At 69.5% G+C, this 13,127-nt stretch carries 12 protein-coding genes; 8 read left to right on the top strand and 4 right to left on the bottom strand.

The genetic code is table 11. The annotated features are described in order from the left end of the window. Nucleotides 1-2 precede the first annotated feature (2 nt). On the bottom strand, nt 3-782 hold the full coding sequence (locus OG205_RS38885) for a hypothetical protein (RefSeq protein WP_330272807.1): 780 nt from the start codon (nt 780-782) through the stop codon (nt 3-5). Nucleotides 783-1,085: 303 nt separating this feature from the next. Between OG205_RS38885 and OG205_RS38880 the strand changes: the two genes are divergently transcribed. After that, entirely contained in the window at nt 1,086-2,396 is a 1,311-nt protein-coding gene (locus OG205_RS38880) for a DUF2252 domain-containing protein (protein ID WP_330272806.1), read from the top strand. Between the two features lies 1 nt (nt 2,397). Here OG205_RS38880 and OG205_RS38875 read toward each other — a convergent pair whose 3' ends face one another. After that, nucleotides 2,398-3,327: a GGDEF domain-containing protein gene (locus OG205_RS38875; protein WP_330272805.1), complete on the bottom strand. Its 930-nt coding sequence runs from the start codon at nt 3,325-3,327 to the stop codon at nt 2,398-2,400. Nucleotides 3,328-3,541: 214 nt separating this feature from the next. Between OG205_RS38875 and OG205_RS38870 the strand changes: the two genes are divergently transcribed. The 5 genes from OG205_RS38870 to OG205_RS38850 all read left to right on the top strand — a co-directional run bounded on the left by OG205_RS38870 (nt 3,542) and on the right by OG205_RS38850 (nt 7,642). Next, the gene (locus tag OG205_RS38870; RefSeq protein WP_330272804.1) at nt 3,542-4,249 is read left to right on the top strand and encodes a hypothetical protein; all 708 of its coding nucleotides are present in this window, start codon (nt 3,542-3,544) and stop codon (nt 4,247-4,249) included. A gap of 64 nt (nt 4,250-4,313) precedes the next feature. Continuing rightward, nucleotides 4,314-4,871, top strand: a complete 558-nt coding sequence (locus OG205_RS38865) for a hypothetical protein (protein ID WP_330272803.1) — start codon at nt 4,314-4,316, stop codon at nt 4,869-4,871. Continuing rightward, complete coding sequence (locus OG205_RS38860) at nt 4,858-6,075, top strand: MAB_1171c family putative transporter (RefSeq protein ID WP_330272802.1); 1,218 nt, start codon at nt 4,858-4,860, stop codon at nt 6,073-6,075. Before OG205_RS38865 ends, OG205_RS38860 begins: the two co-directional genes overlap by 14 nt. Beyond that, a complete protein-coding gene (locus OG205_RS38855) occupies nt 6,076-7,443 on the top strand; it encodes an NAD(P)/FAD-dependent oxidoreductase (protein ID WP_330272801.1) in 1,368 nt (455 codons plus the stop codon). It abuts the gene before it with no gap. Between the two features lies 1 nt (nt 7,444). Next, nucleotides 7,445-7,642, top strand: a complete 198-nt coding sequence (locus OG205_RS38850) for a hypothetical protein (protein ID WP_330272800.1) — start codon at nt 7,445-7,447, stop codon at nt 7,640-7,642. A gap of 66 nt (nt 7,643-7,708) precedes the next feature. Here the strand turns inward: OG205_RS38850 and OG205_RS38845 are convergent, their stop codons facing one another. Then, the gene (locus OG205_RS38845) at nt 7,709-8,182 is read right to left on the bottom strand and encodes a VOC family protein (RefSeq protein WP_330272799.1); all 474 of its coding nucleotides are present in this window, start codon (nt 8,180-8,182) and stop codon (nt 7,709-7,711) included. 82 nt (nt 8,183-8,264) lie between these two features. Between OG205_RS38845 and OG205_RS38840 the strand changes: the two genes are divergently transcribed. Then, complete coding sequence (locus OG205_RS38840) at nt 8,265-9,263, top strand: helix-turn-helix transcriptional regulator (RefSeq protein ID WP_330272798.1); 999 nt, start codon at nt 8,265-8,267, stop codon at nt 9,261-9,263. Here the strand turns inward: OG205_RS38840 and OG205_RS38835 are convergent. Continuing rightward, nucleotides 9,221-9,700 carry a DUF4262 domain-containing protein gene (locus OG205_RS38835; protein WP_330272797.1) on the bottom strand — a complete coding sequence of 160 codons (480 nt, stop codon included), beginning with the start codon at nt 9,698-9,700 and terminating at the stop codon, nt 9,221-9,223. The genes OG205_RS38840 and OG205_RS38835 overlap by 43 nt on opposite strands. Nucleotides 9,701-9,960: 260 nt before the next feature. Here OG205_RS38835 and OG205_RS38830 point away from each other — a divergent pair, with 260 nt between their 5' ends. Next, nucleotides 9,961-13,038 carry a TIR domain-containing protein gene (locus OG205_RS38830; protein ID WP_330272796.1) on the top strand — a complete coding sequence of 1,026 codons (3,078 nt, stop codon included), beginning with the start codon at nt 9,961-9,963 and terminating at the stop codon, nt 13,036-13,038. Nucleotides 13,039-13,127 lie beyond the last annotated feature (89 nt).

The raw sequence follows: 13,127 nt of genomic DNA, 5'->3' as shown, positions 1-13,127 counted from the left end.
GGTCAGGGCGCGAGCGCCCAGGCCTGCTGCGCGCTGGCCTTGCAGAAGGCGAGCCAGCGACTCTGGGTGGTGATCGCGCCGTCGGACCCGGCACGGACGAGTGCGGCTGAGGAGTTCTTCTGCGTCTGCGGGCCCCAGTCACCGTCGATGCCGGTGGAGATGCCCCAGATGTACTGGCAGGCGGCCTGGACGAAGTACGTCTGGGTCGCCGAGCCGGTGTTGAAGCTGGAGTCGCCGCTGCCCGAGATCGCGTTGTCGATGTGGGCGTGGTTGTGGTGCTCGGCGTTGTCGAGGTACGAGATGACGTGCCGGAAGTGGTGGTGCAGGGACGCCATCGTTCCCCAGTACCGGATCCGGGCGGTGCGCAGGGCGTCGCCGGTCGAGTTCTTCCACTGGTCGTAGCGGCCGTTGAACGCGGTGAACGTCGCACCTGTGTCGCGGTTCGTGATGAGCAGGCGCGCGAGGTCGAACGCCCTGCCGTCGCCGTGCATGCCCTCCTTGTTCACGTAGGCGCCGTACGAGTAGATCTTGTGCGGCGCGGTCCAGTGGTACGGCGTCCAGTTCCGCCAGTGCACGTGCCAGGTCTCCAGCCGGGCGTAGAACGCCGGCTCGTAGCGGAACGACGACGCGGCGCCGTTCACCTCGTAGAAGGTCGGCTGCGAGTTGATCTCGCTCTGGGTGACGAGAGCCGCCGCGGAGGCGCTCCCCGTGCCGAGCAGAACCGCCGCTGAGCCCGCCACACCCGCGGCGAGAATGCTCCGGCGCGACATCGATCCGTTCATGTCCGGAGTCTTGCCCCGGACATGAACGCGATCCCTAGTCCCGCGACCAGTCTTCGGGAGCGGTGACCGGCACTTCCTCCTCACGACTCGCTTCGTCCGCGAGCACGCTGCGTATCTGTTCCTCGCTCGCACCGAACATGAAGCACATGCCTGCGACGTTAGGCGTGACGTCCTCGTGCGGGCTTCTCGATTCCTGCTCGCTCTTCCGGTTTGGCCAGGTTTCGCGGCCAACCCGGACCGAACTGCCGGCGAATTTGCGCGCGCCCGCCTTCTCTCGCGGACATCCGCGTGCTGGGATGCACCATGACTGATCGCGGCGACCGCATCGTGAGCGTGCTGGAGGAGGCCTTCGCCGGCCTGATGGCCGCCGACCCCGCCGCGTTCCGGCACAAGTTCCGCAAGATGGCGGCCGAGCCGTTCACGTTCTACCGGGGCAGCGCCTGCCTGTTCTACGCCGACATGGCCGAACTGCCCGACGAGTGGACCGACGAGCGCACCAGCCGCATCTGGATCCAGGGCGACCTGCACGCGCAGAACTTCGGCACCTACATGGACTCCGAAGGCACGCTGGTGTTCGACGTCAACGACTTCGACGAGGCCTACCTCGGCGCGTTCACCTGGGACCTTCGCCGGTTCGCCGCCTCGATGGCCCTGCTCGGCTGGCGCAAGGCACTCCCGGACACCGTGATCACCGAACTGATCCGCACCTACGTCGCCGCCTACGTGGCCCAGGTCCGCACGTTCAACGAGCACCCGAACGACGAACTCTTCAGCCTGCGCCTGGACAGCACCGAGGGCGCCCTGCACCGTGTCCTGCAACGAGCCCGCCTGGCCACCCGGATCGGCCTGCTGGACGAGAAGACCGCGATCGTCGACTACGAACGCCGCTTCCGCCGCGACCGCGAAGGCACCCACGAGCTTCCCGACGACGTCCTCGAGTCCGTCGCCCGCGCCTTCGCGTCCTACCTGGACACCATCCCGACCGGCAAACGCGCGTCGAGCCGCACCTACGCCGTCAAGGACGTGGTGGGCCGCAGCGGCTTCGGCATCGGCTCCGCCGGCCTGCACGCCTACAACATCCTGGTCGAGGGCCGCTCCCAGGCGTTGGAGAACGACGTCGTGCTGTCCATGAAGCAGGCCAACATCGCCGCCCCCAGCCGCATCGTTCCCGATGCGCGGATTCGCGAGTACTTCACCGACCACGGCCACCGGACCGCCGTGTCGCAGCGAGCCCTGCAGGCCCACGCCGACCCGTGGCTCGGCCACACCGAGATCGACGGCGTCGGCTACGTCGTCGCCGAACTCTCTCCGTACGAGGCCGACCTCGACTGGTCCGACCTCACCGAGCCCGCCGACATGCTCCCCGTGCTCGGCTACCTCGGCCGCGCCACCGCGAAGATGCACTGCGTGGCCGACTCGGACTCCTCCCAGACCCTCGTCGACTTCCAGTGCGAGGAGGCCATCGCCGCGGTCATCGGGGACCGTGAGGAAGCCTTCACCGACGCCATCGTCGAGTTCGCGCTCGACTACGCGCGGCAGACGCGGGAGGACCACCGGCTGTTCGTGGACGCGTTCCGGGACGGCCGGATCAAGGGTGTCGGCTCGACGGCGTAGCTCAGTGCACGAGGCCGTGGTGGCGGTTCGTCCACGCGGCGACGGCCGGCAGCACGTCCGTGATCCACTCGCGGGCGGCGGCCGTGAGTTCGTAGCGGGCCGCGCGGCGGAGTACGAAGCCGTTGTCCTGCAGGCGTTCCAGCGTCCTGATGACCTTCGGGCCGAGGGCCGGGACCAGGTCCTCGGCAGCCTTGGCGCCGTCGGACAGCGCCACCAGGACCTGCGGTAGCTGGTCGCTGCTCATCAGGTCCTGCAACGCGAGCAGGTGGTGCAGGGCCGAGGAGTCGGCGGCGCGTTCGGCGGCGAACGTGCTCGGGTCGTGCAGCTGGACGCGGGCCCGGCCTGCCCGCTTGGCGCGTTGCAGGGCCGCGTCGGTGTCGCGGACCAGGTCGATCAGCGTGCCCTCGGCACTGGGGACGTGCGCCGCGACGCCGATGGACGCCGTCTGGCCGTGCAGGGTGAGGTGGTAGCCGTCGTTCGTGGTGATCTCGGTCTGCAGTGCGCGGATGCCGCGCAGGATTCGTTCGGCCACCATGGCCGCTTCTCCGCCCTTGGTGCGGGGCAGCAGCACGAGGAACTCATCGCCGCCGTAGCGGCACACGAGATCCGTCGGGCGCGTGTGGGCCGTCAGCACCGCGGCCACGTCGGTGAGCACCACGTCGCCTGCGGGGTGGCCGTATTCGTCGTTGATCTTCTTGAAGCGGTCGAGGTCGATCATGAGCAGCGCGACCTGCTCCCACCGGCGCTGGGCGCGGCGGTACGTCGCGGGTGCCTGGTCGTCCCAGCCCCAGCGGCCGAGGAGGCCCGTGAGGCGGTCCGTCGCCCAGGCGCCGACTGGTTGTGCGCACGAACCGCAGCGCGTAGGAGCGCTTTCGTCGTGCAGGCGCAGAGAACCGTGGTCCACCGGTGACCCCATTCGCACAGTCGCCATGAGTCCCCCCAGACTGCAGCTCTGACTGGCTCGATCTGCCTCTTTCAACTGAGGTGACGTCGTTCGGATCAAACGCGACACATCAGTGCAACAGGCGGAGTGTGATCATAGGACTACGGACAGGTGGATTCAACCCCTGTGATGTCATATGCTCTCTTGGTTCCACAACAGTGGAATGATCGCTGGCCCTGAGTCGCTCCAGCGGAGGTGTGGCGTGAGGCCGTTCACCGAGGTCCTCAACGAGCTCTGCAACAACCCGCCCGACGGACGGGGCAAGGTTACCAACGTAGCGCTCGCCGCCGCGGTGAAGTCCCGGGGCGGGGACATCGGGCACGGCTACATCTCGCAGCTGCGGCTCGGTGTGAAGGACAACCCGACCTGCCAGGCCATCGTCGACCTCGCCGGCGCGCTCGGCGTGCACCCCGCGGTGTTCCTCGGCGGCCGCCGCGAACTGCACCCGGCTGAACAGCCAGGATGGCGGCCGACGGCCGTGAGCACGCTCTTCGAGGCCGTGCACCCGCCGGACCGCGGACCGTGGTCGCCGGAGGAGGTCGCGGCGGCGATCAGCTCGTCCGGCCAGTTCGGCAGCATCTCCGCCAGCTACATCCGCGAACTGCTGAGCAACACCAGCGACAACCCGCGGCTCAAGCACATCCTCGGCCTGGCCGACCACTTCGGCGCCGACCCGGCGTACTTCTTCGACGACGACCTGGCCGCACGGGTCGACTCGGAGCTGACAGACTTCCTGGCACTGCGCGAACTCGGCGTCGTCGAGTTCGTCACCCGTCTGGCCGAACGCACAGGCGATCTGTCCCCGCAGGCGAGGGCCGCTGCGGTAGAAGGGTTCCGGCAGGCGCTCGAAGTCGGCGAAGGGTGGTCGTTCCCGTTGAACAGCCGCCGCAGCTCCGCGGACCACACTTGATGACGACGCAGGCGTGAAGATCTCGGCCTGGACCGCTGCAGACGACATCGAGAGGAGGCGACGGGTGAACCGCAGGAAACTGCGCAAGCTGGTCGACGAGGTCGCGCGAGACCTCGACCTGCCGCCCGACGCCACGCACCAGGAGGCGAGCCGCCGGGTCTGCGAGCTCATGGGTGAGCGGCTCGATCGTCCCGTCGACGTCCGCTTCGCCGCGATCACCAACGCGGTCTGCCTGAGCGGCGCGACCGCGTTGCTGGAGAACGGCACGTACCTCGTCATCTGCGCCGACTCGCCGTCCTGGTACCACCGCCTGCACGTGCTGCTGCACGAGTTCGCGCACGTGCTGCTCCAGCACCAGCCCGTCGCGCTGACCCGCGACGAGGGCATGCGCAAGCTCGCGCCGCACCTGCTGCCGCGGATGGCGAAGATCATCGCCGGGCGCACGACGCTGACCGAGGACGAGGAACGCGAGGCCGAGAACCTCGCCGACCACCTGCTGGAACGACTGACGGAACACCGGGTGTGGGCCGACACGGCCACCACCGAGGAGCCCGCGCACGTGCGCCGGGTGGCCGAGTCCCTCGAAGGAAGATCTCGCTGGGTGCGTCGTGGCGATCTTTAACCTGATCTACCTCTCGTGCGGCATGGTCGGTCTGCTCCTCCTCGCGTACAAGATCCGCGCACTGCGGTCGAGCTGGGGCAGCCCCCGTGTCGTCGCGCTCATCTCCACGGTCTCCTTCTCCGCGTTCGCCATCCTCTTCGCCGCACCCGCGAACATCACCTGGATCAACTGGGTCAGCGGCGTGCCGAACTTCGCCGCGTTGCTCGTCTACAGCCTGGTGGTGGGTTTCGCCGGGTCGTCGTTCGCTCTCGTGCTGTTCTGGCGTTATCCGGTGGTCCAGGCGTGGCAACGGGTCCGGCTGATCGTCGTCAGCTACGGCTCGATCATCGCGGCGATGATCGTGCTGTTCTTCAAGTCCGAGGTGGACGAGGAACGCCAGGTCGACTTCGACACGTTCTACGCGACGCAGCCCACGGTGGCGGTGTTCCTGTTCATCTACCTGGTGGCGGCGGCGGTCGGCTGTGGCGGTCAGGCCTACCACTGCTGGCAGGGCGCGCGGGACGAGGCGATCTCCGCCCGGCCCTGGCTCGCCCGCGGCCTGCGCTGGTACAGCGCGACCGGCCTGTTCCCGGTGGCGTTCGCGGTCATCAAGCTGTTCGTGCTGCTGATGAACTGGTTCGGTGAGCGCAGCTTCGACGTGCTGAGCCTGGCCGCGCCGCTGATGGCGTCGCTGGCGATCTTCCCGCTGGTGATCGCGATGGCCCTGCCGGTCTTCGGCCCGCGCCGCCCGTCGCCCTCGTTGTGGGTGCGGCGCTGGCGCACGTACTTCGCGTTGCGGCCGCTGCACCGCGCACTGGTGCACGTGAACCCCGGCATCGTGCTGGTGGCGCCGGGCAAGTTCCTCAACCCGCACCACCGCGTGCGCCGGCAGATCATCGAACTCAACGACTGGCGCTGGGCGCTCACGCCGTACTTCGACCTGACCGTCGGCGAGGCCGCCTCCTCTCGTGCGCGCGGAGCCTCACTGGCCAAGGACGAGGTGGCAGCCGTCGTGGAGGCCGCCCAGCTGCGGGCCGCGGGCTCGTCGGGTGGCCGTTCCCGGGCACCCAAACGCCGTCCCGCCGCGGAGATCGTCGACGGCACCGACCTCGCCGCCGAGCACGACAGGTGGGTCCGGATCTCGCGTGCGTACCAGCACTCGCCGATAGTCGACGCCGCCGTCGCCGACGCAGCGCGCGTGGAAGCAGCAGGGGGAATGGACTAGATGGCACCCACACACGCCGTTGTGCTCGGAGGTGGACTCGCGGGCATGCTCGCGGCGTCCGTCCTCGTCCGGCACGTGGACGAGGTCACCGTGGTGGAGCGCGACAAGCTGCCGGACGGCCCCGCGCCGCGTTCCGGCGTGCCTCAGGCCCGGCACGCGCACCTGCTGATGTCCGGTGGCGCGCGGGCGATCGAGTCGTTGCTGCCGGGCACGCTGGACGCGTTGTTCGCCGCCGGCGCACACCGGATCGGCGTGCCGAACGACCTGGTGTCGCTGAGCGCCCAGGGTTGGGTGCCGCGGTTCCCCGAGATGCAGTTCATCGTCTCGTGCAGCCGCGGGCTGCTGGACTGGGTCGTGCGCACCCAGGCGTTGCGGGACAACAAGATCTCCGTGCTGACCGGGACCGAACCGGTGTCGTTGCTCGGTGATCGGCACGCGGTGACCGGGGTGCTGGTCGAGGACCGGATCTCGCACGAGCAGGTGTCGCTCGAGGCGGACCTGGTCGTGGACACGACCGGCCGCGCCTCCCGGTTGCCCGCCTGGCTGGTCGACCTGGGACTGCCTGCCGTGCACTCCGAGAGCGTCGACTCCGGACTTGCTTACGCGACAAGGATCTTCCAAGCACCGCCGACCGCGACCTCCGGTTTCCCGATCGTCAACGTGCAGGCGAACCCGCGCGATCCGCATCCCGGTTGCACCGCGACCCTGCTGCCCATCGAGGACGGCAAGTGGCTGGTCACGTTGTCCGGGACGCGTGGCGGCGAGCCGTCGACGGACGAGTCGGAGTTCGTCGACTTCGCCCGGTCGGTGCGCAATCCGGTCGTGGGTGAGCTGATCGCCTCGGCCGAGCCGTTGTCGCCGGTGTACGGCTCGCACAGCACCGCGAACCGGCGGATGTTCTTCGAGCGCTTGAAGTCGTGGCCCTCCGGGCTGCTGGCGCTGGGCGACTCGGTGGCCACCTACAACCCCGTTTACGGGCACGGCATGTCGATCGCGGCGCAGAGCGCGCAGGCGTTGGACGAGGGTCTCCAGGCCGGGCACGGCGCACAGCAGATCCAGCGCGGCATCGGCAAGGTCGTCGACGGGGCCTGGGCGATGGCGACCAACCAGGACATCCTGTATCCGGGCGCGGTCGGGAAGCCGTTGCCGCTGGCCGGGCGGGTTCTGCAGCGCTATGTGGACCGTTTGGTGCGCACGGCCACCACAGAGGCCGCGGTGACTCGGGCGTTCCTCGACGCGTTCACGTTGTCCGCTCCGATGGCGAACCTGGTCAGTCCCAAGATGGTGTGGGCGACCCTGCGCGGGCCGCGGTCGGCCTCGCCGGAGCCGACGCTGACCGCGGACGAACGCGATCGGGTCACCGGCTGACGTGTACCGCCTTCAGGCCGTCATCGCCGGCGCCGGGGTGCTGGTGAGCGATCGTGTCGTTCCGCTCGCGCAGGACCTGGTGCTGCTGTCCGCCGTGCCGGACTCCGAGCAGTTGGTGGAGTGGTCGCTGCGCGGGCCGGTCGCGTTCGTGGACGCGGAGTTCTTCGGTCGCGCGCGCTCCGGCGACTCGGGGTCGTGAAGGGCGAGCACCACGACGAGTTCGACGCCGTGGGGCTCGGCCGGCACCGCGACACCGAGGACTGGGTCACGTCCGCGGAGTGAAGTCCGCGCTCTGCACGTACTTCGTGGCCTCGACGAAGACCGGGTCCTGCATCCTCGCGTCCAGCTCGGCCTCGGTGGGCTCCGCGACGCGCTGGTGCAGCCACCACAGGTTGCCGAACGGGTCGGCGAACCTGCTGACCCGATCGCCCCAGAACAGCTCGGTGGGCTCGGTGACGATCCTGCTGCCGAGTGCCACCGCGCGCTTGAGAACGGTCGCGTCGTCGGCGATGTAGAGGCGCAGGAACGCGGGTGTGGGCTGCCAGTCCGGCTGGTCGAACAGCATCACGACCGAGTCGCCGATGCGGACCTCGGCGTGGCCGATCCGCGGCGCCTCGCCGACGCGGCCGAGTTCGGTGGCGTCGAACACCTCCGTGATGAAGTCGATCAGCTCGGCCGTCCGTCCTGCGGTGATCAGCCACGGCGTCACGGTGTGGTAGCCCTCGGGCACGACGTTCATTCGGTCTCCCCTTTGCTCGTTGAGGCGACCGTATGGCGAATGTAGGACGAGATCGGTCCTAGTTCTGGCATAGGTTTGCGGCATGAGTGATGCGGCCCGGTTGTTGCGCCTGCTGTCGTTGCTGCAGACGCCCCGCGAGTGGCCCGGCAGCGAACTGGCTGCCCGGTTGGAGGTCACGCCGCGGACGGTGCGGCGTGACGTCGACCGGTTGCGCGACCTCGGCTATCCCGTCGAGGCCTCGATGGGCGCGCTCGGCGGGTACCGGCTCGGCGCGGGCGCGGCGATGCCACCGCTGTTGCTCGACGACGAGGAGGCCGTCGCCATCGCGGTCGGCCTGCGCACCGCCGCGCGGCAACCGGTGGCGGGCATCGCCGAGGCGTCGCTGCGCGCCCTGGCGAAGCTGCAGCAGGTGCTGCCGCCCCGGCTGGCCCGGCGGGTCGCGTCGCTGACCTCGGCCACCGCACCCGCGGCACCCTCGGACGCCTCGCTGGTCGACCCCGGTCAGCTGACCGTGATCGCCGGCGCGGTCGCCGCCCGCGAACGGGTGCGGTTCGCCTACGTCGCCAACGAGAACGTGGTCTCGAAGCGGCACGTGGAACCTGTTCAGCTGGTAGCGCTCGGCCGGCGCTGGTACCTCCTCGCCTTCGACGTGGAACGGGACGACTGGCGGATCTTCCGGCTGGACCGCGTCTCCTCCGCACTCGCCACCGGCGCGCGCTTCGCTCCGCGCGTGCCGCCTGGCGGGGACGCGACGGAGTTCGTGACGCGGAAGATGTACGACTCGGCGCCGACCTTCCGGGCCCGTGCGACCCTGCGGCTACCGGTGGAGCTGGCGCGGGCCCGGCTCGCGGACTTCGCCGGCGACCTGACCGCCCTCGACGACGGTTCGTGCTCGTGGCACAGCGTCGAGGACACGATCGACTACCTCGCGTTCCGCCTGACCTTGCTGGGCTGCGACTTCGCGGTGCACGGCCCGGACGAGCTGGTGGAGCACCTGCGGGGGTTGGGCGAGCGGATCAGCCGCTCGGTGGGCGGGGCTCACCCGTCCGGTGGTCCCGCTCTCACACCCAGCACCGGCTGACCTCCCACCACGCCTTCATAAGCGCGATCCCACGGCCAGTGCCCGGACTCGTCGGCGTGCACGAGTTGCAGGGCCTCGATGCCCTCGCCGTAAAGCCGCGCGGACACCAGCAGGTGGGCCCACGGGCGCGCCACGCGGACGACTTCCAGCAGCGGGCCGCCAGGCACGCTGAAGCGGCGGCCGGGGGCGGGCAGGCAGCTGTGGGCGAGGTGTTCGGCCATGTCGTCGAGCAGGCGGCCCGCTTCCAGGACGGGCATGCCCGTCACGACGAACTCCGGCAGGCCGCGCGGGGTCAGGCCCACGGTGTAGGCCCAGGGCGGGTGGGCCCGGTCCCGTTCTACCGCCTGCACGGCCCAGCCTCGCGCGTCGATGCAGCGGCGCAAGGTGGCCAGGTGTTCTTCCATTCGGTCTGCGGGGTGGTCGCAGTCCCAGCACATGGCGGTCTCCTCGGATCGGTGGTGGATCCAGTGTGCCGAGGAGCACCGACAAGATCGTTTGAGCAGTTCGTTGACAGAAAGTGGACAAACGATCTGTGGGCCGTCTGGATCGTTAATCTGCGACGCACGGAGGATCGTGCATGCGCCAACGAACGCATTTCATCGCGGCCGCGGGCATCGTGGTCGCCTGTCCGTTCTCCAGATCAGGCGGAGCAATGGGCGACATACAACCCGGCTATGCCCTCCGCAGAGGGCATTGAATGCAGATAGAACCCGGCACCCCACTCGCGGACGCGGTCAAGGCCGCGCGGTCCGCCGCGTTGCGCGGCAACGTGCTCGGCGTCGACCTCGCCTACGCGAAGGCCGCGAAGATCAGCCCGCTCGTCGCCCACGACCACTGCGCCACGCTGCTCAACCTCGGCGCGATCGCCAAGGCCGCGCAGCGCTGCGACGAGTATCTGGGCGCGGGCAACGACATCACGCTGAGAGTCCTCCGGGCCCAGATCCGCAGTGCCGCGACGGATCACACCGCGGCCGAGCGGGACGTGCGCGAACTGCGAAAGATCAAGCTCACCGAACTGGAACAGGCGAGGCTCGCGCGAGTGGCCGCGCTGGCCGCCGCGGACCGCTTCGACTACCCCACCGCGGAAAGCGAACTCGACGCCGCCGAACGCCACTTCCGCCGCGCTGGGCGCCCAGAGCACCTGGAGCACATCGGCCGGGATCGGGTCCTGCTGGACGTGCGCAGGGGCACCCGCGTCACGAAGATCAGCGGTCAGGCTCCCCGGCATCCAGCCGACTTCCTGCGACGGGCCGCCGCGCTCAGGCGCGAGGTCCGGTACGAGGAAGCGCTGGCGTTGATGACGAGATGCCTCACCAGCTACCAGATCGAGGCCGCGCTGAGGTTCGCCGTCCTCTACGAGCTGACCGTGCTGCTGGTGATGACCCGGCAGGCGGGCGCGGCCCGCAGGCTCTTCCCGCTGCTGGTCGCCGCGGCCGGGCCGGAGGTGATCGCGCAGCTCCCGGACGCCACCCAGACGCTGCGGCCGGAACGCCGGCTCAGCCACGTCCGCCGCCTGATCGCCGAGGACGAGCTGCTCAAGGCGGAAGGCATGCTGGGCGAGGGGAACTCCCCGCTGTGGCACCTGACCTCCGCCGAGCTCGCGTACGCCCAGGGCAGGCTCGAACAGGCCGCACAGCACTTCGAGGTCGCGAGCCGATCGGGTCACGCCGAGCTCACCGCGCTGGCACTGCGCAAACTCGGCGACACGTTCGCCGACGCCGGCCACGAAGACCTTGCCGCACAACACTGGTCCGAGTCCCGGCGCATCGAGGAGAACAGCACCGACCACCAGGACGGCCCCAGCGGCAAGCTCCGGATGCTGCGCGCGGCCCCCGACGAGCACGACGGCCGGGTGCGCGCCGCGGTCCGCCGCGCCCGGCGTGAAGGCGGCAAAGCGTTGGCGGGACTGGTGGTCGCGATCGAGGCGGCCAGGAGCACGGCGATCCTCACCGAGCCACGCGACCTCCCGAGCTTCGTCGACCTGCCCGCGTCCAGGCGCTGGCTCGCCAGGGCGACGAGGCGGCTGCCGAAGGACCAGGTCGTGTGGATGATGCACGCGACGCCGGACCAGCTCCACCACGTGATCATCGGCCGCAGGATCACGCACGTCACGACCAGCGTCCACATCGGCGAGCTCACCGACACGATCCGTCGGCTCAAGGCGTGGAAACCCAAGTACGACAACGCGATCCTCGGCACCCTGCTCGGCGAGCTGACCCGCCTGATCGCCCTGGACGAGGTCATCGGTGCCCTGCCGCCCAAGGCCACCCGCATCGCGGTGGTGGCGGGTGACGTCCTCGCGGACGTGCCGCTCGCCGGCCTGCCCGTCCCCGGCACGGACCACCACCTCGGCGTGACCCACGCGCTGTCCAGCCTGCCCTGTCTGTCGGCGCTGAGTCCGTTGCAGCGCCGCTCCCGCGGGCAGAGGGGCGACGAGACGGTGATCTTCCGGAAAGCCGCTGAACTGCAACGGACTCTGGAAGAGGGCCGATTCCACCGCGTCCGCATCGACGCACACGGCACGAACGATCGCCTGAACCCCGGCCAGTCGTGGCTGGAGTTCCGCGACGAACGAATGTCCGTGGAAGCGTTGGGAAAGCTGGACTTCAGCGCGTGCGGCACGGTCGTGCTCGGCGCCTGCGAGTCCGGCATGACCCAGCGACGCGGCCACGACAAGGGAACCGGGTTCGTGCGCGCGGCCATCACCGCAGGCGCGGCCTCGGTCGTCGCGGCCAGGTGGAAGGCCGGCGACGAGGTGGCGCGGAAGGTGCTCGACGCGTTCGACCACCACCTCGCGAAGCTCCCGAGAGATCGCGCTCTGCAGCACGCACTGAGAGAAGTCGCCGACCGGCACCCGGCCGACTGGGCGTGCTGGTCCCTGCACGGCGACGCGGGCGTTCAGACCTCAGCGGGCCCGCTGCGCAGAAGACTCAGGAAGAACGGAGACCCCGTGCCGCTCGAAACCCGTCCCAAGGTGTTCCTGTCGTTCGCCGGCAAGGACCGTCCGCACGCCGAGCAACTCCGTGCGGAACTGGAAGCGCGCAACGTCAACGCCTACCTGGACGAGAACGAGATCGCACCCGGCGACAACGTGATGGCCGCGATCGACGAGGCACTGGCCACCTCCGACTACTACGTCCTGCTGTGGTCGGCGAACACCCCGCATCGCGAGTGGGTGGCCAAGGAGTGGTCAGGGGCGTTCAACCTGGAGATGACGCGCCGGCGCGCGTTCCTGTTCATCGTGCGGCTCGACGAGGAACCCCTGCCCGCGCTTCTCGCGCCGCGCAAGCACATCGACCTCGTGGACGCCGCCGACCGCCTGGTGGCGATCTGGCGCTCCGACCGCAAGTCGGAGCTCCCGGTGTTCCCGCAGCCCGTCCCGCCGACGCCGGACGGCCCGACCGTCGCGATCTCGGTGCGCAGCCACGACCTCGGCACCACGCACGTCGTGATGACCCCGCTGCACCTCACCGGCGCCGCGCTGTACCGGTCGGTGTTCGACGCGATGCAGCTGCCGACCGAGCAGGCCACGTTCGACGGCGCGATCGGGATGCGGTTCACCTACGAGCTCTACCAGCAGAACGAGCCGATCCCGGACGATCAGTCCACTGTGGAACTCACGTCCGACGTCGTGGACATCGCGGTCCGCGTCGAGTCGTACGGCCCGCGTGGCTCGCAGGGCAACAAGGAGTTCCGGCCGTTGCCGGAGGAGGGTCTCGACGTCGACCAGCAACGCATGCTGTTGGTCAACGCCTTCCGTCATCTGCTCCCGTAGGACTCCGAACGGGTGAATTCGGCCGTCGCTGTCAGCCTTGGCTGGTTTCAGCGCCTGTAACCGTTGAAGGTCGCCTCAGGGCGGTGAAC

Origin of the sequence: Lentzea sp. NBC_00516, from assembly GCF_036346835.1 — a bacterium.
GTDB classification, from domain to species: Bacteria; Actinomycetota; Actinomycetes; order Mycobacteriales; family Pseudonocardiaceae; genus Lentzea; species Lentzea sokolovensis.
This window is presented reverse-complemented; position numbering and strand designations above follow the sequence as displayed.